Here is a 23162-nt window from a genome sequence, read left to right on the forward strand (position 1 = left end):
CTGTTCCTTTCTGATCACGTGTGCCGCTACAGTGACGCAGCTGTCGTAGGGGAACGTGAGATTCCGTTCCGCGCCGGGGAGGCGAACGGCAGCCTTTCATCACTCTTGTGGGGGCACATGAAGATTCGCAGACGCCGCGTGCTCGCGGCACTGGGCACCGCCGTCGCCGTGGCGGCAGGCATGGCCACCGCGCCCGGCGCGGCGGCGGCAGACCCTGTGACGTGGCAGGCCACGGACGGCAAGCTGATGTTCCTCAACGGCGCACGCAACGTCGTGCAGACGCACCAGCTCGGCAGCAGCACCTACACCGACTTCGTCGCCGGAGCGAGCCAGCCGGCCTGGTCGCCCGACGGCAGCCGGGTCGCGTACGTGAAAAACGGCCGGGTCGAGACCCGCCGGTACACCGGCTCCACCCTGGTCAGGATCCAAGAGCAGGGCTCCATGAGCGGGGTGAGCGACCCGACGTTCCTGTACACCGGAAGCACGGTCGTCTACTCCGGCGGCGGCCGACTCCGCTACGCCCCCTCGGACGGCTCCCGCTATACCCAGCCGCTGTTCTCCACCGCGGAGGACGGCTGCGACCGCGAGCCGAGCGCGTCCGTCAACGGCCTGATCGCATTCGTCCGCACCGGCGACACCTGCAGCTCACCGACCGGGTCGGCCATCTGGCTCTACGACGACACCACCCGCGGCTTCACGAAGCTGACCGACAACGGCGACAACCCTGCGATCTCGCCCGACGGCACCCAGGTCGCCTTCGTCCGCGAGGCCGACGGCCTCACCCGGCTGTTCGTCATCAACGTCGACGGCACCGGGGAGCGCCAACTCTCCTTCAGCGACGCCGCGTACACCCCGGCATGGTCGCCCAGCGGCACCCGGATCGCCGTCACCAACGGAACCGACGAGGACGCGGCCACCCCCCGCATCGTGGACGTCGCCACCGGTGAGGTCACCAAGATGCCGTCGCCACCGGGCACCTCGTCGACCCTCGACATTGCCTGGCAGCCGCTGCGCCGCCAGAGCGTCGGCCGGGTCTGGGGCACCGACTCCTCGGCCACCAACGTGGCCTCGTCCCGCTGGACGTGGAACACGGTCGGCCGGAACGAGCCCGGCCTGATCGACGCGCGGACGGCCGTCCTCATCAGTAAGGACAGCCCGTCCTACGCCCTGACCGGGCAGACGCTCGCCGGCCAGAAGCAGGGCCCCCTGCTGATGACGTCGAAGACCTCGCTGTCGAGCGCCGTGCAGACCGAGCTGAAGCGCACGCTGAAGCCCGGCGCCACGGTCTACCTGGTGGGTGGCATGGACATCCTGTCCAGCACGGTGGCGAGCAAGGTCAGCTCGCTCGGTCTCACGCCGAAGCGGCTGGCGGGAACCTCGCGCTACTCCACGTCCGTGGCGGTCGCCAAGGCCGTCACCAGCGCCCCGGAGTACGTGTTCCTCGCCACCGGCACCGACTACCACTCGGCGCTCGCGGCCTCCGCGGCGGCCGGGTCGCTCGGCTACGGCGGCAAGGGCACGGTCGTCCTCAACGACGGCAACACGCTGTCGTCGTCGGTGAAGTCGTACCTCAACTCGCTCGACCCCGACCAGACCATGGTCATCCCGGTCGGCTCCTCGGCGAAGTACGCGCTCACGCACACGCACCTCCCCAACTGGCCCGATACCTGGACGTACTACCCGATCAGCGGCAGCGGCCACGACGGCACCTCCGTCGCGCTCGCCCGGTTCTGGTGGAGCTCCCCGTACCAGGTGGGCCTGGCCTGGTCGGACAGCTGGCGCGGCGGCGTCTCCGCGAGCGCCGGCATGCTCTCCTACGGCCCGGTCCTGTGGACCGACGAGACGACGCTGACGGAGACGGACGCGACCTACCTGCGCCAGCAGGCGGCCGGGGTCAACTCCGTCATCGCCTTCGGCGGGACGGGGTCGGTCTCCTCGACCGAGCTGACCGCGGCAGGCTCCGCCATCAGCGCGGGCAGCTCGCTGGTGGACTACCACCCGTACTACAACGGTCTCTTCCCGGCGCAGCAGTCGTCGCTCTCGGCGCAGCGCGACGCGAGCGACACCGGCACGGCCGCGCCGAGGGCCGGGACCGCAGCACCGCAACCGGACCTGGACGCGGTGCGGACCACGAACAATTAGCAGACGGGCCACACGGTCCACCGGCCCCGGGCGTCACGTACGCCCGGGGCCGGTGCGCGAATCCGAGACTTGCAGGACCTCGCCGCTCGTGGCCAACTGCGGCGCTGTGACCGGGATGGAGCGGTTGATCCCGTCCGCCACCGACCTTGCCATCCGGGAGCAACTGGCCCACGCGCAAGTTCGGCGTCTCCGCCGCGGCGAATCGATCACGCTCCAGACAGGGCCTGGTGGAGTCAAGGCCGTCACCGGGCGGCGAGCGGTCGACAAGGGCTTCGCGCTGCAACCGCTGACTGCACGGCCACGTGCGGAAAGTGCAACCTTGCCCGGATGCACGTGGTTTACGGCTGGCAAGTCCTTGCCATGGCGATGACTTGCCGTCATCAAGCCTTCACGTCGGCGTCACTGGCCGATAGACCCATGGCATGTTCTCCCCCTCACTATCTTCCGCCTTCCGGCGCAGACGCTGGCAGCTGCTCTCGGCCGCCACCGCGGTGCCGCTGCTGGCGTCGGGGCTCGCAGTTCTGCAAGCGCCCGCACAAGCCGCTCCGAGCAAGCCCACCGTTCCCGCCAAGCCCTCGGCGATCCACAAGGTCACCCTGGTCACCGGCGACGTCGTCACGGTCAGCACGATGGCCGACGGCAAACAGATCGCCGACGTCGACCGGCCGGACAGCGCCGTCGGCGGCGTGAAACTCCAGGAGATCAAGGGTGACCTGTTCGTCATCCCGGACGAGGCGGTGCCGCTGCTGGGCACGGGCAAGCTGGACCGGCGGCTGTTCAACGTCACCGACCTGATCGAGATGGGCTACGACGACGCGAAGTCGGCCGCGGTGCCGCTGATCGCGACGTACGCCCAGCCGAAGTCCCGCGCGGCCGTCGAGCCGACGGCCCCCCGGGGCAGCAAGCTGACCCGCAAGCTCAGGGGCATCCGCGGTGCCGCGCTCAGCACCGAGAAGCGGCAGGCCCGCACCTTCTGGACCGCCGTCGCGCCGCAGGGCAGCGCGAAGTTGGGCGCGGGTGTGGCGAAGCTGTGGCTCGACGGTCACGTGAAGGTCAACCTCAAGGAGAGCGTGCCGCTGATCGGCGCGCCCGAGGCCTGGGCTGCCGGGTACACCGGCAAGGGCGTCAAGGTCGCGGTGCTCGACACCGGCATCGACGTCAACCACCCCGACTTCGCCGGCGTGATCGACGGCACGGTCAGCTTCGTGCCGGGTGAGGCCGTCACCGACGTCAACGGGCACGGCACGCATGTGGCCGGCACGATCGTCGGTTCGGGCGTCGCCTCCGGAGGCGACAACAAGGGCGTCGCCCCCGGCGCCGACCTGTTCGTCGGCAAGGTGCTCGGCGGCGCGGAGGGCTACGGCCAGGACTCCTGGGTCATGGCCGGCATGCAGTGGGCCGCCGAGTCCGGTGCGGACGTCGTCAACATGAGCCTCGGCGACTCCTACCCGACGGACGGCAGCGACCCGATGTCGCAGACGGTCGACGCGCTGTCCGAGCAGTACGGCACGCTGTTCGTCATCGCCGCCGGCAACGCGGGCCCGGAGAGCATCTCCGCCCCGGGCGCGGCCGCCTCGGCGCTGACCGTGGCCGCCACGGACAAGCAGGACCAGCTCGCGTCCTTCTCCAGCACCGGCCCGCTGGCCGGCTCCGGCGGCATGAAGCCGGACATCGCGGCGCCCGGCGTGGACATCACCGCGGCCCGCTCGCAGGAGATGACCGACGGTGGTGAGGGCCTCTACCGGACCCTCAGCGGCACCTCGATGGCCACCCCGCACGTGGTCGGCGCGGCGGCGATCCTGGCCCAGCAGCACCCGGACTGGACCGGCGCGCAGCTCAAGGAACACCTGATGAGCACCGCGAAGGGCCTGGCCGACGGGTACTCGCCGTACGAGGTCGGCACCGGCCGTGTCGACGTGGCCGCCGCGGTGCGCACCACGGTCCGCGGCACCGGATCGCTCTTCTTCGGCAACTACACGTGGCCGCACGAGCCGAGCGACGCCGCCGTCAAGAAGGACCTGACCTTCACCAACACCGGTTCCGCCGACATCACGCTGAACCTGGCGCTGACCAACGACGGCGGCCCGTTCACGCTGGGAGCCACCACGGTGACCGTCCCGGCGGACGGCACCGCCACCGTCCCGGTGACGGGTGACCCGCAGACCGCCTCGGCAGGCCGGCACGTCGGCTACGTGATAGCCACCGACGCGGCCACCGGGCAGCCGGTGACCCGCACGTCCGTGGCGCTGCTCAAGGAGGAGGAGCGCTACGACCTGAACATCAAGCTGGTCGGCCGGGACGGTAAGCCCGCCGCCGGCTGGGCCACGATCAACCTGGCCGGCGACTTCTGGCCGTGGACGGTCTACGTCGACGGCTCGACCACCATGCGCATGGCACCCGGCCTGTACACCGTCGCGGGGTACCTCGACGTGGCCGGCGAGAAGGCGGACCGCTCGGGTCTGGCCGTGCTGGTCGCCCCGGAGACCGTGCTCGAGGACGGCTCGGCGGACGTGGTGCTGGATGCGAGCAAGGCACACCTGCTGCAGACCGAGGCGCCACAGCGCACCGAGGACCGCCAGCGCAAGGTCGACTTCAACGTCCACTACAAGGGCCTCGACCCGTTCCTGGACTACCGCAGCGCGTACGTGCTGCCGCCGACGTACGACGACGTCTACGTCGCGCCGACGAAGCCGATGACGCAGGGCGAGTTCCTGCTGACCACCCGCTGGCGCAAGGGCGAGCCGCTGCTCAGCCTGAGCACGCCGGGCGGTCGGCTCCGCTTCGAGGCACTGGTGCAGGCGGGCAGCGCCCTGGGCACCGCCACGGACAGGCTGGACGCTGTCTACGCGGGCAACGGCGCGGCGGCCGCATACGAGAAGGTCAGGGCCAAGGGCAAGGTCGTCGTCATCAAGCGCAGCGACGAGGTCCCGCCGCAGGAGCGCACCGAGGCCGCGGTCGCGGCCGGTGCGAAGACGCTGATCGTGGTCAACGACGGTGTCGGCGCCCTGATGGAGTACGTCGGCGAGTCGACCATCCCGGTCGCCACCGTGCACCGCGACGCGGGCAGGACCCTTGTCTCGATGGCCAAGGCCGGCATCCTGAAGCTGACCGCAAAGCAGACCGAGTACACGCCGTTCGTCTACGACCTGACCCGGGACTACCCCGGCCGGGTGCCGGACCGGGCCCTGGTCTACAAGCCGACCAAGGGTGACCTCGCCCGGATCGATGCCCGCTACTACTCGGCCACGGACGGCGGGTTGGCGGAAGGTTACCGGTCCGACTTCACCCTCAGCCCGTCGTTCAACCTCCCCGAGCTCGAGTGGCACCCGGGCACCCGCACCGAATGAGTGACGCCGCGCCAGGTCTGGAGGGAGTTCCACACGCAGGGCGTCGACGGAGCCCTGCCGTGGTCGATGGTGTCGGGCGACAACACGTATGCCAAGGGCAGCACCACCCGTCTGGACTGGTTCGCTCCGGCGACCCGGCCCGGCCAGGGCGAGGCCTTCGGCGTGTACAACTCCCGCTGGCAGAACTACATGACCTGGAACGTGCAGGCGTGGGCCTCCGCCAGCGACAACATGCGGCTGGGCGGCTTCCTGCCGTGGGGTGAGACGCCGACCCACCTGCAGGTCTTCCAGGGCGACACGCTGATCCACGACAACCCGGACAGCACGGACATGCAGTGGGTGGAGGTGCCGGCGGGCAACCTGCCCTACCGCGCCGTCCTCGACGTGCAGCGGCCCGGTGACGTCTTCCGGCTGTCGACGCGCACCCACACCGAGTGGACCTTCATGTCCGACACCGTCGACTCGGACTTCTTCGAGCCGTTCTCGGTACTGAACCTGGACTACAAGCTGGAGTCGGACCTGCACGGCGACGTCAAGGCCGATGCGACCCAGAAGATCGCGCTCAAGCCGGTGTCGATGGGCCTCGGCACCGTGCCGGGCACCGTCACCACGGTGAAGCTGGACGTCTCGTACGACGACGGCGCCACCTGGCAGAAGGTGACCCTGGCCAAGGGCGCCGACGGCTACTGGACGGGTTCGTTCAGGACGGCCAAGAAGCGCGGCGGCTTCCTCTCGGTCCGCGCGAGCGCCGAGACGGACAGCGGCTTCAGCGTCAAGAACAAAATCATCCGGGCGTACGGCCTGCGATGAACCGCACTGTCGGGCCCCGGAGAGGCGAATCCCCGGGGCCCTTCCCGTCACACCTGCTCCCAGCAGGGACTACTCAGGGTCTGCCGCCATGGCGCATACTCTCCCCGCTGCGGCAAGCGGAAGAGAGTCGGTCGCCGATGCTGGATGTTCTGGGCCTCGAACCCGATGACGAGCGCGTCTACCGGGCGCTGCTCGGACGGCCGAACTCCACCGCGATGCTGCTGTCGGATCTGCTCGTCGTATCGCAGGCCGACGTCGACGAGGCCTTGTCCCGCCTGGTCGGGTGGGGACTGGTGATCAGATCGGCGGACGAGCAGTTGACTGCCGCGCCGCCGGCCATGGCGCTCGGCGCTCTCATCAGCCAGCGCCGGGACGGGACGGGCTGCGGATGGCTGAGCAGGCACTGGTGAGCTTCGCCGAGGAACACCGGGCGGCGATGACCGGAAGCAGCATCAACGATCTGATCGAGGTCGTCACGGGCGTCGACGCCATCCGTCATCGCTTCCTGCAGGTGCAGCAGGCAGCCCGCACGCAGGTCCGCACCTTCATCACCGCACCGTTCCTCGCCGTGCCGCCCGACGAGAACACGGCCGAACCCGCGGCCATCGGGCGCGGCGTGCACTTCCGGGCGGTACTGGACCGGGCCGTGCTCGCAGAGCCGGGCATCATCACCGATGCGATCGATTCACTGCGCAACGGCGTGCAACTGCGTGTCGCCGACCAGCTGCCGATGAAACTCGTGCTGGCCGATGCCGACCTCGGCCTTGTCCCGCTCGCGGTCACACCGGCCGGAGAGCCCGGCGCCGTGCTGCTGCACCGCAGCGGCCTGTTGGATGCGCTGGACGCGCTGTTCGAGACGGTATGGCGCACCGCCCACCCGCTCGAGCTGTCGGGCACCGGCGGAGGAGCCGAAACCACCGTCGAGCTCGGTGCGGAAGGCCCGACCGACCTCGACCGAAGGATCCTCGCGCTACTGCTGGCCGGCCTGACCGACCCGACGGCCGCGACACAGCTCGGTCTTTCACCGCGCACGCTGCACCGACGCCTGCGCTACCTCATGGACATAGCCGGAGTTCGGACCCGGATGCAGCTTGGCGGTTACGCCGTCCGACACGGCTGGGTAGAGCCACGCTGAAGATCCTGTGCCGTTCAGAAATGCGTGCGCGCCTCCGGCTACCGAGCCGAGATGATCACCGCTTCGCCATCGGGGACCAGATCACCGGCGTCGCCGGCCGACCCACCACGGCCTGAACACTGACCCGAAGCCCGAGCTCCGCCACGCCCGACGCGCCGTCACGGACCTGCGCACCCAACAAGTGACAACGCCCCAATTCATCGTGTCGCCTGCGCTACCGCGCACCTCGGTCGGCCGTGTCGCGGGGGGACGGTCAGCGGGAGGTGAGGGGGGTTTCGGACTCGACGCGGGTGAGCTTTTCGGGGTTGCGGACGTAGTAGAGGCCGGTGACACGGGCGTTCTCCACGCGGAAGGCCAGCACGCCGTCGATCACGCTGTCCAGGCGCAGGATGAGTCCGGGGTTGCCGTTGACCGTCGTGGGCTCACTGGTGAAGGTGCCGCCGGCCTTGTCGAGACTGCCGGCCATGTAACGGAGCACCTTGTCGGCGCCGACGACCGGCCGCAGGGCCGCCAGCCTGAGGCCGCCGCCGTCGCTGACGAAAACAACGTCCGGGGCGAGTACGTCGAGCAGCCCCTGCAGGTCCCCGGTCACGAGCGCGGACTGGAACGAATTCAACGCTGCCCGGGCTTCTTCCGGGGAAACCGGTGTGCGCGGCCGGCGGGCGTCGACGTGTTGGCGGGCGCGGTAGGCGATCTGGCGTGTGGCGGCGGGGCTCTTGTCGATCGCGGCCGCGATGTCGTCGTAGCCGATGTCGAAGACCTCGCGCAGCACGAAAACGGCGCGTTCGGTCGGTGAGAGGGTTTCGAGGATGAACATGAGTGCCAGCGACAGGTTCTCGGACAGTTCGACGTCCTCGGCCACGTCCGGCGCGGTGAGCAGGGGCTCGGGCAGCCAGGGGCCGACGTAGGCCTCCTTGCGCCGTTTGAGGGTGCGTAGCCGGTTGAGTGCTTGCCGGGTCGTGATCCGTACCAGGTAGGCGCGCTGGTCCCGCACCTGCGCCAGGTCGACCTTGACCCACCGCAGCCAGGCCTCCTGGAGGACGTCCTCGGCGTCCGCCGCCGATCCGAGCATCTCGTAGGCGACGGTGAACAGCAGGTCGCGGTGGGCGACGAAGGCCTCCGTCGCGGGGTCGGTGACGTGGTCGTTCATGTCGTGCGCTTCACTCTCTCGTGGTCGGCCCCATGGGCCGGAAGCAGGCCGTGGAACATGTACCCGGTCTGATGACGGGGTCGTCGGCAGCAGCCTCCCCACTGATCAGGCCGCGTGGGGCGGGCTGGTGGGAATGGCGCCCCGGCGCCCGGCCACGGCATACGAGGCGTTGTGTGCTTGTCACTCCGGCTCGGTCCTCCTTGAGCCGGACCGGTCGGTCCGGCCCAAGGAGGGGTCTTGGCGGCTAAGCCGCGCGTCGGGTGCCGGACGGCGTCGTGCGGTGTTCCGACTGAGGCGATTCCAGGCGGTCGGTGCTGTCGCCGTGGGATGCGCGGGAACTGGCCTTGCGTGCCCCGGACACCAACTTATTGAGGGTGAACCGGCAGGCGATCTCCTTGACGCCGGCACCGAGCCGCCCGCTGAGGTGGAGCGCGTTCACCCTGTCGTTCGGGTAGGAGAACTGGGTGACGCCCTCGTTTCGGCCGAGGCTGAGGCACTGCCCGGAGAAGAACATCCGGACGGGAGCGGGTGTTTTCCCCGCGATCCGGCGCAGGATCGTGGCGGCGGCCGCCGGGCCCAGCTGCACGGCGGCCTGGCAGCTCATCCGGAACGGCCGGTCCGTCATCACCGCCGCGTCCCCAGCGGCGACGATGCGCACGTCGTCCACACTGGTCAGCGTCGCGTCGGTGACCAGACGGCCTTCGGTGTCGGTGCGCAGCCCGCTGCGGGCGGCCAGGTCCGGGACACGGAATCCCGCGGTCCAGATCGTCACAGCGCTGGGCAGCTCGCGGCCGTCGTCGAGCTGCACGCCGTCGCGTGTCACTTCCGTCACCCGCGCACGGGCACCTTCGAGGACGGTCACACCCAGCTTGGCGAGCCGGCGGGCGACCGGGCGGCGGCCCCGGGCATGCAGGGAGGGGCCGAGCACGTCGCCGCAGACCAGGGTGACCTTGCGGCCCAGTTCCGCCAGCTCGGCGGCGGTCTCCAGGCCGGTCGGGCCGGCCCCGACCACGGTCACCGGAGCCGACGCGGGCGTCGCGGCCAGCGCCGACCGCAGTCGTTCCGCCCCCTCGATGTCCGACACCGAATGAGCGAACTCCGCCGCTCCGGGCACGCCGGGATCGGAGGCGCCGCTGCCCACCGCGTAGACGAGGTAGTCGTATGAGACGGTGCCACCGCCCGCCAGCGACACCCGGCGCTCGGCAGCGTCGATCCGGGTCGCGGTGTCGACCACCAGCCGGACGTTCCCGCCCAGAACCTCACCGAAGCCCTCGACCGCGTCATCGGAGCCGGTCACGAGCTGGTGCAGACGGATCCGCTCGACGAAGTCGGGACGCGGATTGACCAGGGTCACCGACACGCCATCGCGCCGAGCCAGGCTATTGGCCGCCGTCACGCCCCCGTACCCGCCGCCGACGACGACCACCTCGACGTTCCCGTTCATCATGTCTCCCTCGTGTTGTGGACTCGGCATGGAGACACCAGCCGCCCATCCGGTGTAACGGCCCCCGGATGAGACGTAGCGCACATCGGACGCGGCGGAAACGCCGTCCGCTGCTGAACGCGTTGGAGCTGAAGTGCAACAACACGGCCTACCGGCCGGTGATGGACGCGATCGACCTACTCAAGCGATACCTGGACCAGCCCATCGCAGGAGGGCGCCTACTTCGACGAGGCCGAGCGGATCCCTCATTCCGGGGTGGTGCGCGAGGAGTGGCGCAAGGCAGTGGTCGATGACAAGGGCCGGGTGGAGCGGATCCCGTACGAGCTGTGCGTTCTGGTCGCCTTGCGCGACGCGCTGCGCCGGCGGGAGATCTGGGTGGCCGGGGCGAACCGGTGGCGCAACCCGGAGGATGACCTGCCGCCGGACTTCGAGGACAACCGCGATGTCCATTACGACGCGATCCGCCAGCCGCTGGACGCCGCCGCCTTCACCGACGCGCTGGAGAAGAGGCTGCGCGACGCACTGACCCGCTTCGATGGCGAGCACGAGAACTCGCAGGACTCCGACGTTCGTAAATGACCTCGACCGCGCTGCGAGACCTGGCCCGCGCCAACCCGGGCCCTGCTGACATCCACTCAGCTCTTCCCCGTGGCGCGCTCCTTTCGCCAATGGATGAACGGCTTCAGCACGCCGCGATAGAAGAGATACTCGGGAGTCTCCTCGATCGAATCCCACCCTCGGTAGAGGCTCACGTTCCTGATGTGTGGAGCCTCGGCCCGCAGAGCATCGAGATCGCCGAGCACAGACGAGCTGAGACCGGGGTCACCGAGGAACTGCCAGAACACGTTCTGGCCGGACACCGCGTCCAGTTGATCGGCCAAGGCCGGGCCTTCCGAGTGGAGTCCCCAGAAGAAGAACAGGACGAGGGTCGGGGTATCGCCCTCCGAAAGGTTTTGCGCAATCTCCCTGACCGCCTCGCCTGGGTCCTCCGAATCGAAGAGCGCATAGCGCTCCGCGTACTGGGTGAGCAGGTTTCCCGGTGAGGCATCCCGGGAGAGCAGGGGCGCTCGTGGCAGTACCCCCCAGTCCGCGATCCACCGTTCGGCATCCGACAGCCGAAGACTCGGTAGACGGTGCGCCCGTGACGTGTAGATCCACGTGTCCACATCCGACGTGGGCGATATGACCTTGCCCAGCACGGCGGCTCTTCGCACCATATCGGCCACGGTCCCGGCCTTGAACGGATGACGAAGCGCCCCCGGGAGGGCCAGAACCACCCTGATTGAGTTCCGCCGCACACCGCTGAAGCGTGCGGCTGCGGATGCAGTAATTCGGCCTTTACGGAGGTTCATTCCGTTTTTCGACGTATACACTTCACCAGATGTCATATCCGGAGGGTATGACCCCAGGGCCCCGGGGCGAGTAGGTTTGATCAGGGGATTCCGTGGAGGGCGAGGGCAGTTCCGGGTTGCGTGTGGGCGCGTCTGCCGCTGGCGATGTTGGTCCAGCCGGCCCGGTGGAGGGTGGCGCGGGCCAGGTCGCGCAGTGTGCTCATGACGGCGGCTGCGTGGTGGAGGCGGACCTGGCCGGCGTCCTCGGTGAAGGTGACGTCTTTGGTCCAGTGGACGGTGCTGTCGATGATCCAGTGCCCGCGTGCCCAGGCAGCGATCTCCTTCGCGGTGACGCCACGGCCCGCGCCAGGCGCTGACCCCGGCAGTGCGGGGCAACCAGCACACTCAGGTGGGCCACCGACCGCGGCCAGGACCGGTACCCGGCCGCGGCGACCACCTCGTTGCCGCGGCGAAGACAGAACGCGGGAGAGGAGATGTCCTCCAGACCGCTCTCGCCGGCCTCCTCCTGCCCGGCCAGGGCCAGCAGTGCGGCCAGGTCGCCGTCACCAATCGGCAACTGCTCAACCCCGGTAACTTGATGCGCAGGAAGAAGAAGTCCGTCCTGGCCGAGATAGAAGAGCGAAGCCGGCCCGAGGACATCGAGTACGGGCAGCACCGCACGCAGACGAGCGACGTCGAAGAGCTCTTCGGGGGACATCTTCCGCGCGGCGTCGTCCACCATTCCGGCGGCCCGAACGCTCGGTGCAGTGACGATGGCAGCGTCACCGATCCGTACGACCCCGGTCCACGACGGCGGACACAGCCGCGACCTGGGCGCGACCACAACCTTCGCCCCTCCTGAGGGACAGAACTCGACCGGTGTGTCCGCCAACTCCATCCACAGGTCCCGGGCGCGAGCGAGCAAGGGATCGTCAGTCATGGCCGCATCCTGTCGTCTTCGCAGCCGGGGTGCGACTGGGTTCCTCCCGGACGGGCAGCCCCACCGCAAAACGTGGCTCAGTCGTGATTCGTTGAGAATCTGCCAGCTTGCATGCGACAGGACACCTCGCCAATCTCGCGGCGATGTCGTATGCGACATCCATACGACATCGGCCGTGAGATTACGACACGAAGCGTGAGGCCCTACACCTACAAGGCCCTGTAGGGTCTCGCCGCCGATGACATGTCGATCTTCTGTGACCTGCTGGTTCTCTGTTGTCTCACCGCGATGTCACCCAAGATCAGTCTCAGATCGATGCCATTTCCTCGGGGGAACGATGAGTCTGCGGCTGAGCCACCGAGCACGAGGACTGCATGCGAGCTCAGATCGCGCACCGATGAGTTTCCCGCGCCGCGCCGGTCTGTACGCGTGAGACCGACTCACGGAAGGCTGGAGCCATGCGGAAACTGATCTACGGCATGAACCTGACCCTGGACGGCTACATCGCCGCGCCCGGCGACGACATCGGCTGGAGCGTGCCGAGCGACGAGCTGTTCCAGTTTTGGTCCGACCAGTTGCAGGCGACCGACCTGTCGCTGTACGGGCGCAAGCTGTGGCAGACGATGAGCTCCTACTGGCCGACCGGCGACCAGCAGCCCAACGCCACCCCGGCGGAAATCGAGTTCGCGCGCCGCTGGCGGGACATGTCGAAGGTGGTGTTCTCCTCGACGATCGACAAGGTCGACTGGAACACCCGCCTGGTCACCGGCGACGCGGTCGCCGAGATCACCCGGCTCAAGGCCGAGGACGGCGGCCCGATGGACATCGGCGGCGCGACGCTCGCCGGGGCGGCCATGCGGGCCGGGCTGATCGACGAGTACGTGCTGGCCACCGCGCCGGTCCTGGTGGGCGGCGGCACGCCGTTCTTCACCGCGCTGGACAGCTGGGTGAACCTGAACCTGGTGGAGACGCGGACGCTTCCCTGCGGCGTGATCCTGACCAGGTACGAGACGAGGCGCTGAGCGCCCGTCACGCGACTCGACCGCCTGCCGGGTCCACGCGAACGTGAACGCCACCACTGGGGTGGACAGCCGGCAGTGCGGCTTCACATCCACCACTACCGGACCCTGCTCAGTGGTCAAGATGTAATCCGGCATGTGCTTGCGGGCCTGCCCCTCCACAACGGCCTTCAGCAGGAACGGCTGGGCCACGATGCCGCGTACGGACGGATCGAAGTCGGCAAAGAGCAACCGCGACAGTTCCAAGCGCGACTCGTAGATCACGTGGTCGCGCATCGTCGCTGACCAGTAGATACCCGAGTAGTGCTTCTGGCCCTTGTACCAACGGAACGTCCGCTACGGACAAGCCGACTGCAGAAGGTCGACAGGTGCCGTACCCCAGTCCCGGACCTCCACAAGAGCACCACGCTGCTGACGGATACTCACCGTCGCCGTGACACTGTTCATCGCGTACCCCTGCCCCACGGGCAACGACCCGTACAGCCAAGGGTGTCAGCCAGGCACTGACGGGCGGAGCGGGCCGGAACCCCGCCACCCGAAAGGGTGAGTGTCCCGTCGCACTGCATCTGGCAGATGGCGGGCTGCTGACCTGCTGGGATGCCATGTCGTTTGAGAACACCAAGGGCCAGTGTTCTCAAACGACATGGCTTTCACGGAAGGGCCCGGGACCGGTGTAGTGAGAACGAGACCAGCGAAGTGAGATCAAACCCCACGAACGAAGCAAACGCCGCCGCTCGGGACCCACCGCACTTAGAATCTGCCAGCCCGAACGAGACCGAGTGGGAATCCGACAGCTTCGATGCGACAGGACAGTGAGAACCCCGACCAGCGAGTCTCACGAAGACGGCATAAGTGCCGCCGATGTGCCATCGGAGATGAGACTGTACCGCGAAATCTGAGACCCTACAGGCCCAATGCGGGCGTGCGCCCTCAGGAAGCGTTGCCGCGCGGGAAGGAGACCTCCACGCGCCGGTTCTTCTTCCTGCCCTCCTCGTTGGCGTTGCTGGCGATCGGGTACTGCTCGCCGTAGCCGCGGATCTCGAAGGTGACGTTCGAGTCGAGCGACTGGGCCAGCACCGAATGCACCGCGTCGGCACGCTGCTTGGACAGCACGTCACCGTGTGCGGAGGAACCGAGATTGTCGGTGAAGCCGAAGACGCGCACCTTCGTGGCGTTCTGCTTCTTGATCTCGGCAGCGACGGCCGCGATACGGGACTTGGCCGCCGAGCTCAGCTTCGCGCTGTCCTTGCCGAAGAGGACCTCGGCCTGGAGCGCGAACTTGATGCTCGCGTTGCTGTCCTCGCGACGCTCCTCGCCGCCCATGTCCTCGACGACCTGGATGATGTCGAGGACTTTGCCCGGAGCGAGCGTGCCACCGTCGGGCATCTTCAGATCGGGGTCATTCCCATCCACCTTGACGGGCGGCTCCGACGACGCCTCCGTACCGGGAGGCACGCTCGGGCCGTCGTCCGCGAGAGCGGTCGAGACCCCGAAGACGCTGGTTCCGGCCATCAGCATCGCCACCGCGACGGCGCGCCCCACGGCACGACCTGACCTGATCCTTGTGCGTGTGCTGGTCATGTCGGCCATCACCCGGAAATCTTCAGGGAGGTGGTGGCGAAGGTCGGCAACGTGAAGTCGACTTCCGTTGTCGTACTGGGCGGGGCCGGGAACTGCATGAAGACCGGTGTCGACTTCCCCGGCTGGAGCGGGAGAATCCCCGTCGTGCAGAGGCACCGTGAATCCGTGTCCCGGAGGATGTAGTAGCGCTTCTTGCCTGCTTTGTCCACCAGTGTGGCACCGGCGACCGAGTTGGGGTTCTTCGCCACGATCGCGCTCTCGGCACCCGCCCAGCCTGCGGTGTTGCTCGACTGCTGTCCTTCGTTCTTGATCTCTCCTTGGACGGTGACGAACCCGCCGGAGTCGCGCTTGACCTGATTGATGACGAGGCTGAGGCCGCCCTGCCCCTTCACCTCGGCCAGCTTCACATTCGGATCCACGTTGTCCCCGGCGGAAGTGTCTTCCTGCGCACCCTTGTCCCCGTCGGAGGGCTTGGAGGGTGAGGAGGATGACGACGGAGAAACGGGGTCCTTCGCCTCTCCGCCGTCATCACTGCCGCAAGCAGTGACGGCGAGGGCCAGTGCCGCCGTCATCGAGGCAGCGGCCACCACCCTTCGGGTCCTCGCAGTACGCCGAATGCTCATCGGTTCTGATTCCTTTACTCGTCGTTCGCTGTCAGTCGTCGACCAAGTGGACGGCGAAGATGGCCTTGCTCAGAGCGGCCCATGCGTCCTGATCGAAGTCAGTGGGGTCGATCGAGAAGCCGTCCCGGCCATCGCACTTAAAGCTCACCGGTTCACCCGGGTCGCCCTTGAACTTGTAGGTGCATCGGAACTCGATGACTGCAGTCGCATCCGCGGTGGCCTGCTTGGTCTCCGTACCGGGGATCACCGTGTCGCCCACCGTGTAGCGAGTCCGGATGCTGACATGCATCTTGTCCTGCAGGTAGCCATACGTCGGGTAACACGCTGTCTTGTCAGCCCGGTTGGAGGCAGCGAACCGCTGAGCCTCCATGCACGGCGATACCGTCTGGAACATGTAGTCCTGCAAGAACTCGTGGAGCCCGCCCGGCGTCATGAGAGAGGCGACGAACGGAGGGCCCAGGGTGTCACGAGCGTCCTGAGCAGCAGCGAGCACAGCGGCGTCCGCTGCGCCCTGAGCTCCGTTACGTGCAGCCGATGCCTTACCGACAGCAAAGAACGCGCACGCGAGGAAGAGCAGGCCCGCCACCATCACTACATAGATGGGGAAGGCCTGCCCTGCATCGCCGCGTTTGCGCGCACCCATTAGCCGGCGGTGATGGAGTCCACGAGGCCGGAGATCCGAGTCGAGATCGCGCCACCGATACCCGTCGCCACGATCGCGCCGATGATCGCCACGACCACCAGGATGATGCCCAGGTACTCGAACGCCGTCTGGCCGCGGTCCTTGGCCTCGTAGCGCTTCTGGATGGAACGAACGGCGGTGCTGGCCCAGCCGTTGACGCGGACGGCGGTCTTCAGGGTGATGTTCGACATGGTGTTCCCCTCCGGGTTCGGCCGACCGGTAGCCGGCCGACTCACACGTTTCTCGGTTGTCGCTTCCGTTACCGGCTTCCTCCTGGCCGGTGCCGTTTGCGACATGAGAAACATACGGCGGGACACCCTGCCCGCCGGAGGGTCCCAGGGCCCAATCCCGGGCCCAAAAGGCGAGTTGGGTCCTGACGCCCGAGTCCTGGGCCCGCGTCCCCCGCTCAGCCATGTCCACCACTCCCCCGCGCCGGCGCCGTGCCCAGCCAGCGGGCGATCGCCTCGCTGCGGCTTCCGCTGTGCAGCTTGGTGAAGATGCGGTTGATGTGGTTCTTGACGGTCTTCTCGCTGATGAAGCAGGTGGCGGCGATCTGCTGATTGCTCATGCCGGACGCGATCAGCTCCATGACCTCCACCTCCCGCGAACTCAGCCCGTACTGCTGCCTGTTGGGAGCCGCGACCGGCCCCCCGGTTGTTGAAGACTGTGCCACAACTGGTTGCATTTGCGAAAGACCCTGCGCGGGTAGGGCCGGTCGCGTCGCAGGTGACGGCATTTCGGGGACCGGCGGATGTGCAGGCGCACCGTGTTGCTGCACATGTCCGGCGCCCTGCCCGTCGTAGCCGGAGCTCTGGTAGGCAACGCCCGTGGTCAGCGCGGTCCCCAGTCCCTCCGGCAGTTGCCCGCCCTGCGGTCCGGGGCCCTGCCTCATATGGGCCAGGAGCGCGTTCGCAGCGGTCGCGGTGAAGTGGGCCCGGCCGCTCTTGGTGTCCCGTACGGCCTGCACGAGTTGGTCCGCCGTGAACTCCCCGTGCACCAGATAGCCGCCTGCGCCCAGTCTCAGCGCCTCGTGGACGATCTCGCTCTCGCGGCTGTACGTCAGCATCATGACCGGGGCGACGTGCACGAGGTGCGGCAGCGCGGAGATGCCGTCGACCCCCGGCATGCGGACGTCGAGCAGGACGACGTCCGGGCGGTGCTGCACGGCCATGTCGTAGGCCTGGCGGCCGTCCGCGGCCTCCGCCACGACTTCGATGTCCTCACGGCCGGAGAGCAGCACGCCCAGGCCGGCCCGGACCACAGGGTTGTCGTCGGCGACGACGACCCTCAGCGGGCCGGGGACCGCCGCCGGAGGGGCTGCGGGAAAGGGAGGCATGGCCTCGGATGCCGCGGGCTGCTGGGGGACGGGGAACCCGGAGGAGCTGAGCTCCGAGCTGAGCGGGGTGACGTGCGAGGACGTGTGCTGGGAAGCGTGGTTCTGTGCGGCCCAGTTCTGGCCCGACGCACGGGAGACGTCGTCCGGCATCTGCGACCTCCTCTCAGGATCTTGGGGGGTGAGTTGGAGCGGGTCGGTTCTGTCAGTTCAGTTGTGGTGTCTGCGGACCAGCTGCGAGAGCGGCCACCGGAAGTTCGAGGCGGACTTCGGTGCCCTTGGCCGCCTTGCCCTTGCCGATGCGGATACGGGCTCCGATCGACGCAGCGCGTTCGACCATCCCGACGAGGCCGAAGTGGCCCGCGCGCTTGAGGTCGTCGAGCGTGGTGCCCGCGGGCAGACCGCGCCCGTCGTCGTAGACGCTGACGCGCAGGACGTCACCCTTCACGCCGGCTAACACGATGAGATAGGTCGGGTCGGCATGGCGATGGGCGTTCTCCATCGCTTCGGAGGCGACAGTGAGCAGCTGGCGGGCGACCACCTGCGGCACGAGCGGGACCGGGGCTTCGTTGAGCATGCGGAAGGTGGCCGTGAGCCCGTGGCGTCGGGTGAAGTCGTCGGCCCTGGCCCGGAGTTCGGAGACGACATCCACACCGCCGTCGAGTCCGGAGTCGCGGCGCAGGTCGGAGAGCAGCTCCCGTGATTCCGCCGCTGCCCGGCGGGCGGAGCGGGCCACCAGTTCGGCCTGGTGCTTGACGGTGAGCGGGTCCATCCGGTCGGAGGAGCCGGCCAGGCCTTCGGCGGCCAGGGCCAGACCGTGCAGGGTCTTGGCCACCGAGTCGTGCATCTCCCGGGCGAGCCGGGTGCGCTCGCCCTCCACGGCCTCGTTGACGGCCAGCCGGGCCCTGGTCTCGGTGAGCGCCTGGCTGGCCGTGCCGAACCGGAGAAGGAGATTGCGCAGGGTGACCCCGACAGCGCCCGCGATCACGCAGAAGCCGGGGAGGAGGAGCGCGGTGGCGTCGCTCGCCTGCAACCTGGAGTCGGTCCCGTACACACCGAAGACGATCAGCGTCTGGAGCGCCGCGAAGACAGCCGCGCCCCGCCAGCCGTAGACGAGTCCCGCCAGCAGCGGGGTGCACACGGTCACGTAGGCGAGAGTGGACTCGGGCGTGGCCGTGACCAGCAGCAGGGCACCGAACAGCGCGTCGATGCCCAGCAGCCAGGGGTGGCGCAGGAGGACGGGGCCGAAGCGTTCCCAGTCCCGGAAGAGGACATACGACCCCATGAAGGTGACGAGGATGGCCGATCCGATCAGCCAGGTGGCCGCTCCCGACGCCGTGTGGTCGATCGCGAACGGAGTGGCTATGGCGATCATCGCGAGCCGGAACCCGAAGACCTGACGGCACATCGCCTGGAGCGCGTTGAGCTGGAGCGCGAACGCGGGGCGCGCCCCGGGGCCGGCCATCGCCTGACGCACCTCAGCGGTCAGTCCGACCTGTGAACTGCCGAGCTGGAACGACATGAGCCTGTCACCTCCCCCTGGTCATCGTGCTCAAGATCCCCGTCATGCATGTCATCCGCCCGTGAGGAAACTGAAGTCGACGTCGGCTCCGTAGACGAAGCCGACCGTCAGCAGGACCAGGGTTCCCGGGAGCAGGAAGGTCGTGACCGCGAAGGTGGCCTTCGGGACGGCCCTGGCGGCCTTCCGGCGGGCGTTCTGGGCGTCCGTTCGCCGCATGTCGTTGGCGATCTGGATCAGCGTGTCGACGATCGGCGCACCCAGCTCCTCTCCCTGCTGGAGCGTGGTCACGAACATCGCGACCTGTTCCGAGTCGTTGCGCTTGCGCAGCTCCTCGAAGGCCTGGCGACGGCTGACGCCCATGTCCATCTGGCGCAGGGTGATGCGGAGTTCGTCGGCCCACGGGCCCTCGTACTTGTCGGCGACGCGCCCCAGTGCCTGGCGGAAGCCGAGGCCCGCCGAGACGACGACGGCCAGCACGTCGAGGAAGTCGGGAAGCGTCCGCTCGATGTGGTCCTTGCGGACCCGGACCGCCGACCAGATGCCGACCTCCACCCAGAACAGACCGAAGCCGACCAGCAGAAGGGAAAGGAAGAGCTGGCCGCGCAGGATCATCGAGAAGGCGCCGAGCAGGCCGAGGGCACCGTAGACGAACCGGCGGGCGGCGTAGCGGTCGATGGTCAGACCGCCGGGGTTGCCCGCCATGTCGATCTGGCGGCGCTTCTTGTTGACCGCCTTGGGGCCCATCATCCTCAGCACCATGGGGGCCCAGCGCATGCCCAGACGGTCGATGCCGGAACCCACCGCACTGGTGCGGGTGGCGCCGACCTCCAGGGCGATGGCGAGGTCGCCGGGGAGTTTGGCGTCGGCCCGGTACATACGGATGCCGGCGATGGCTCCGAACACCGCGAGACCTACGACGAGCGCAAGCAACAGGTCCATGTCAGCCCCTCCCCTCAGACGTCGATACGTGACATGCGTCGGATCACGATGAATCCGATCGTGTACAGGACAAGGGAGACGATCACGGCGACCTGGCCGATGAGGGCGCCGGTCATCCGGTCGAGTGCGCCCGGCATCACCGCGTTCATCAGGAGCATCGCGCCGAAGCCGAAGACCGGGACGGCGTAGGCCGTGACGGTCACCTGTGACAGCTGCGTCTTGACCTCACGCCGGGTCTCCTTGCGCTCCTCCAGCGTCTCCGTGAGGTTGCGCAGCGAGCTGACGACCGTACCGCCGGCCCGGTTGGACAGGACCAGGGTCGTCACCAGGACGACGAGCTCGCGCGACGGCAGCCGGTCGGTCAGCTCGCTCATCGCGTCGTCGAGCGATTCACCGACGGCGAGGCGGCGGGCGACGCGGGCCAGCTCTTCGCCCGCCGGATCCTCCATCTCGTCCGCCGCCATGCTGATGGCGGTGCGCAGGGCGAGGCCGGCCTGGGTGGCGTTGGCGAGGATGCGGGAGAGCTCGGGAAGCTGGTTGATGAAGCGTTCGGTGCGCTTGGTCCGCTGCCAGTTCAGGAAGGCATTGGTGCCCCAGAGGCCGACGAGCGCCGCGACCGGGCCGAAGAAGCTGGCGAGGATCGACGAGGCGGCCATCCAGAGTCCGGCCATGGCGATGAGCGCGTAGACGAAGAACTCGCCCGGGGTGATCTCCAGACCCGTGGCGGCGAGCTTCAGCTCCAGCCTGCGGCCCAGGCCCGTCTTGCGCAGCCTGCGGTCGACGCCCTGGAAGCGGTGCTGTCGCCCGGCTGCCGGGATCTGACCGGTGTGCGACAAGCGGTCGACGAGGGCGTCCCGGTCCGCCTTCCCGCCGGAGTAGGCGTGCAGGCCCATGACGCCTGTCACCCCGAAGAGCAGTGTGACGCCGATCGTGAGCAGAGGGAGATTGTTCATGGCGCGGTACCTACTTGGCCTCTCGGGTGGCGAGCTGTTCGTCGGACGCGGCGACTCCGAAGGCCTGCGGGATGGGCTGGCTGGCCATGTAGAGACGGTCGGCGATCTTGCGCGGGAGCGGGAGGTACTGGAACTGCCCGTAGATCCGCCCGTCGGCGGCCATCGGCTGGGCGTTGAACCGGGCGACGGACACGATGCGGTAGGCGTCGCGGCCGTGCGAGTCGAGGACGGCGATCTCGGTGACCTTGCGGGAGCCGTCGGCGTGCCGGGTGAGCTGGACGATGACGTCGACGGCGCTGTTGATCTGGTCGTGCAGTGCCTCGAACGGGATCTTGATCTCCGACATCGAGGCGAGGGTCTGCAGACGCATGAGCGCGTCCTCGGCGTTGTTGGCGTGGACAGTGGCGAGCGAGCCGTCGTGACCCGTCGACATCGCCTGGAGCATGTCGAGCGATTCTCCGCCACGGACCTCACCGACGACGATCCGGTCAGGCCGCATACGCAGGGAGTTGCGGACCAGGTCACGAATGGTGATCTGTCCCTTCCCCTCGACGTTCGCCGGGCGGGACTCCAGCCGGATCACATGGCTCTGCTGGAGCTGGAGCTCGGCGGAGTCCTCGATGGTGACGATGCGCTCATGGTTCGGGATCAGACCGGAGAGCGCGTTGAGGAGCGTCGTCTTACCCGTACCGGTGGCGCCGGAGACGATGATGTTGAGCTTGGCCTGCACGAGCCCGGACAGCAGGATCAGCATCTGCTCGTCGAGCGAGCCGACGTTGATCATCTCCTGGAGCGTGAACGCACGCGGGAACCGTCGGATGGTGAGCGTCGCACCGGTCAGGGAGAGCGGCGGGATGATCACGTTGACACGCTCACCGCTGGGCAGTCGCGCGTCGACCATCGGATTCTGCTCGTCCACCCGGCGGTTGACGGTCGACACGATGCGCTCGATGGTCTGCATCAGCTGCTCGTGCGACCCGAACCGCATCGGGAGCTGCTCGACCTTGCCGCTGCGCTCCACGAAGATCTGGTCCGGTCCGTTCACCATGATTTCGGTGATGGACGCATCCTCGAGGAGCGGTTCCAGGATGCCGAGGCCGAGGGCCTCGTCGACGACCCGGCGGATCAGCTGGGTGCGTTCGACGGTCGAGAGGACCGGGCCCTCACGGCTGATGATGTGGCTGAGTACGCGCTCCAGGCGGGCCCGCCGGTCGGCGGCGGCCAGCGAGGACATCTCCGCGAGGTCGATCTCCTCGAGCAGCTTGGCGCGGTAGGTGGCCACCATGTGGCTGTCCTCCCGCCCCCCGCTGTTCTTCTCGGGGGCGGTGATGCGGGCCCGCAGGCTCATTCCGTAACTCCCTTGGTCCGACGTGCAGATGGCGCTCCGGCCGCGCGATGCGGGGCTCGGTCACTCCCGGGGGAAGGTGGAGCTTCGCTCGGCGTAGCCCCAGCTGAGTCCAGGGACGACGGAGGGGATCTTGACGCGCGCGGTGTAGGTCACCTCGTCGATGCCGTAGCTCGGGGTGAAGTTCGCGACGTCGGGGCCGGCGAGCCAGTCGCTCATCGCCTCCCGGCCCGCCTCGTCGGGAAGCATGGGCGGCATGTCGTGGCTGGCGGTGCGGGCCGCCGCGCGGGCGCCCGTGCCGGCCTGGTTGGCCGTGTACGCGGCCACGCCCAGCTGGATCGCCAGGAGACCCACCAGGAGCAGCAGCGGGATGAAGCCCATGTACTCGATGGCCACCTGGCCACGGTCGCGGCGGGATGTGCCTGTGCGTTTCGACATCGGTCAGCCCTCCGTCGGCGACGCGGCTTCGCCGGTGATCGTCATCGGCCAGTTGAGTACGCCGGGCACCAGGACCGGCACCTTCAGGTTGACCTCGGCCTTGTACAGACCGGGCGTCGCCTGGCAGCGCGTTCTCGACTTGCTCTCCCAGGCGTCCGGCAGGTCCTCCCGTGCGGCACGCTTACAGGCCAGCGTCGGGAGGAACTCCGCCCCGGTGCCCGCCCGCGCCGCCTCGTCCGCAGCATTGCCCGCCAGGCTGAACGTGTAGCCGATCAGGGCGCACTGCCAGAGCGCGATCAGTAACAGGATGATCAGCGGCGTGACGCCCACGAACTCGATCGCGGTCTGGCCGCGGTCCCGATCGCGGGAGGGATCACCGTCACGCCTCCTCCGTATCCTCAGGCCTCTCGTCTCGGTGGTTGCCATTG

General features: G+C 68.4%; 23 protein-coding genes and 1 pseudogene. 7 read left to right on the plus strand and 17 right to left on the minus strand.

The features are described from left to right. The first annotated feature begins 117 nt into the window (after positions 1-117). From ABZV38_RS13325 to ABZV38_RS13345, 5 genes are all read left to right on the plus strand, one after another. Positions 118-2142 carry a cell wall-binding repeat-containing protein gene (locus ABZV38_RS13325; protein WP_356326915.1) on the plus strand — a complete coding sequence of 675 codons (2025 nt, stop codon included), beginning with the start codon at positions 118-120 and terminating at the stop codon, positions 2140-2142. A 422-nt stretch (positions 2143-2564) separates the two neighbouring features. Continuing rightward, a complete protein-coding gene (locus ABZV38_RS13330) occupies positions 2565-5489 on the plus strand; it encodes a S8 family serine peptidase (RefSeq protein ID WP_356326916.1) in 2925 nt (974 codons plus the stop codon). Continuing rightward, positions 5490-6299 carry a hypothetical protein gene (locus tag ABZV38_RS13335; RefSeq protein ID WP_356326917.1) on the plus strand — a complete coding sequence of 270 codons (810 nt, stop codon included), beginning with the start codon at positions 5490-5492 and terminating at the stop codon, positions 6297-6299. A gap of 137 nt (positions 6300-6436) precedes the next feature. Further along, on the plus strand, positions 6437-6709 hold the full coding sequence (locus tag ABZV38_RS13340; RefSeq protein ID WP_356326918.1) for a helix-turn-helix domain-containing protein: 273 nt from the start codon (positions 6437-6439) through the stop codon (positions 6707-6709). Next, complete coding sequence (locus tag ABZV38_RS13345) at positions 6688-7434, plus strand: transcriptional regulator TrmB (RefSeq protein WP_356326919.1); 747 nt, start codon at positions 6688-6690, stop codon at positions 7432-7434. The genes ABZV38_RS13340 and ABZV38_RS13345 overlap by 22 nt, the downstream gene beginning before the upstream one ends. Positions 7435-7687: 253 nt before the next feature. Here the strand turns inward: ABZV38_RS13345 and ABZV38_RS13350 are convergent, their stop codons facing one another. Together ABZV38_RS13350 and ABZV38_RS13355 are read right to left on the minus strand one after the other, a co-directional pair. After that, a complete protein-coding gene (locus tag ABZV38_RS13350) occupies positions 7688-8584 on the minus strand; it encodes an RNA polymerase sigma-70 factor (RefSeq protein ID WP_356326920.1) in 897 nt (298 codons plus the stop codon). 244 nt (positions 8585-8828) lie between these two features. Continuing rightward, a complete protein-coding gene (locus ABZV38_RS13355) occupies positions 8829-10028 on the minus strand; it encodes an FAD-dependent oxidoreductase (RefSeq protein ID WP_356326949.1) in 1200 nt (399 codons plus the stop codon). Positions 10029-10283: 255 nt separating this feature from the next. Here ABZV38_RS13355 and ABZV38_RS13360 point away from each other — a divergent pair, with 255 nt between their 5' ends. Then, positions 10284-10607 carry a hypothetical protein gene (locus ABZV38_RS13360; RefSeq protein WP_356326921.1) on the plus strand — a complete coding sequence of 108 codons (324 nt, stop codon included), beginning with the start codon at positions 10284-10286 and terminating at the stop codon, positions 10605-10607. A gap of 56 nt (positions 10608-10663) precedes the next feature. On the opposite strand, the gene ABZV38_RS13365 is transcribed toward ABZV38_RS13360, so the two are convergent. The 3 genes from ABZV38_RS13365 to ABZV38_RS13375 are packed head-to-tail and all read right to left on the minus strand — an operon-like array spanning position 10664 to position 12299. Beyond that, a complete protein-coding gene (locus tag ABZV38_RS13365; protein ID WP_356326922.1) occupies positions 10664-11416 on the minus strand; it encodes a VWA domain-containing protein in 753 nt (250 codons plus the stop codon). A gap of 44 nt (positions 11417-11460) precedes the next feature. After that, positions 11461-11583: a hypothetical protein gene (locus ABZV38_RS13370; protein WP_356326923.1), complete on the minus strand. Its 123-nt coding sequence runs from the start codon at positions 11581-11583 to the stop codon at positions 11461-11463. Continuing rightward, positions 11580-12299, minus strand: coding sequence for a GNAT family N-acetyltransferase (locus tag ABZV38_RS13375; RefSeq protein WP_356326924.1), 720 nt, complete (start codon positions 12297-12299; stop codon positions 11580-11582). Before ABZV38_RS13375 ends, ABZV38_RS13370 begins: the two co-directional genes overlap by 4 nt. A gap of 458 nt (positions 12300-12757) precedes the next feature. Here ABZV38_RS13375 and ABZV38_RS13380 point away from each other — a divergent pair, with 458 nt between their 5' ends. Then, on the plus strand, positions 12758-13321 hold the full coding sequence (locus ABZV38_RS13380) for a dihydrofolate reductase family protein (RefSeq protein WP_067385690.1): 564 nt from the start codon (positions 12758-12760) through the stop codon (positions 13319-13321). Between the two features lie 24 nt (positions 13322-13345). Here the strand turns inward: ABZV38_RS13380 and ABZV38_RS13385 are convergent. The 12 genes and pseudogenes from ABZV38_RS13385 to ABZV38_RS13440 form a co-directional block, all read right to left on the minus strand. Beyond that, positions 13346-13642, minus strand: a pseudogene (locus tag ABZV38_RS13385) (TnsA-like heteromeric transposase endonuclease subunit); the annotation flags it as partial. 606 nt (positions 13643-14248) lie between these two features. Continuing rightward, positions 14249-14899 carry an OmpA family protein gene (locus ABZV38_RS13390; RefSeq protein ID WP_356326925.1) on the minus strand — a complete coding sequence of 217 codons (651 nt, stop codon included), beginning with the start codon at positions 14897-14899 and terminating at the stop codon, positions 14249-14251. An 8-nt stretch (positions 14900-14907) separates the two neighbouring features. Next, a complete protein-coding gene (locus ABZV38_RS13395) occupies positions 14908-15522 on the minus strand; it encodes a hypothetical protein (RefSeq protein ID WP_356326926.1) in 615 nt (204 codons plus the stop codon). A gap of 31 nt (positions 15523-15553) precedes the next feature. After that, positions 15554-16165 (minus strand): pilus assembly protein TadG-related protein, encoded by a 612-nt coding sequence (locus ABZV38_RS13400; protein ID WP_356326927.1) that lies wholly within the window; start codon positions 16163-16165, stop codon positions 15554-15556. Then, positions 16165-16395, minus strand: a complete 231-nt coding sequence (locus ABZV38_RS13405) for a hypothetical protein (protein ID WP_030914877.1) — start codon at positions 16393-16395, stop codon at positions 16165-16167. The genes ABZV38_RS13400 and ABZV38_RS13405 overlap by 1 nt, the downstream gene beginning before the upstream one ends. Positions 16396-16610: 215 nt before the next feature. Then, complete coding sequence (locus ABZV38_RS13410) at positions 16611-17690, minus strand: response regulator transcription factor (protein WP_356326928.1); 1080 nt, start codon at positions 17688-17690, stop codon at positions 16611-16613. Between the two features lie 52 nt (positions 17691-17742). Further along, on the minus strand, positions 17743-19059 hold the full coding sequence (locus ABZV38_RS13415) for a histidine kinase (protein ID WP_356326929.1): 1317 nt from the start codon (positions 19057-19059) through the stop codon (positions 17743-17745). A 51-nt stretch (positions 19060-19110) separates the two neighbouring features. Further along, positions 19111-19998 carry a DUF5936 domain-containing protein gene (locus tag ABZV38_RS13420; RefSeq protein WP_356326930.1) on the minus strand — a complete coding sequence of 296 codons (888 nt, stop codon included), beginning with the start codon at positions 19996-19998 and terminating at the stop codon, positions 19111-19113. A 14-nt stretch (positions 19999-20012) separates the two neighbouring features. Further along, on the minus strand, positions 20013-20951 hold the full coding sequence (locus tag ABZV38_RS13425) for a type II secretion system F family protein (protein WP_356326931.1): 939 nt from the start codon (positions 20949-20951) through the stop codon (positions 20013-20015). Positions 20952-20961: 10 nt separating this feature from the next. Continuing rightward, a complete protein-coding gene (locus ABZV38_RS13430) occupies positions 20962-22299 on the minus strand; it encodes a CpaF family protein (RefSeq protein WP_030969285.1) in 1338 nt (445 codons plus the stop codon). Between the two features lie 60 nt (positions 22300-22359). Beyond that, the gene (locus ABZV38_RS13435; RefSeq protein ID WP_356326932.1) at positions 22360-22734 is read right to left on the minus strand and encodes a TadE/TadG family type IV pilus assembly protein; all 375 of its coding nucleotides are present in this window, start codon (positions 22732-22734) and stop codon (positions 22360-22362) included. Between the two features lie 3 nt (positions 22735-22737). Continuing rightward, positions 22738-23160, minus strand: a complete 423-nt coding sequence (locus ABZV38_RS13440) for a TadE/TadG family type IV pilus assembly protein (protein WP_356326933.1) — start codon at positions 23158-23160, stop codon at positions 22738-22740. Positions 23161-23162: the final 2 nt, after the last annotated feature.

The sequence above is a fragment of the Streptomyces sp. NPDC005181 genome, assembly GCF_040608395.1.
In the GTDB taxonomy this organism is placed as follows: domain Bacteria; phylum Actinomycetota; class Actinomycetes; order Streptomycetales; family Streptomycetaceae; genus Streptomyces.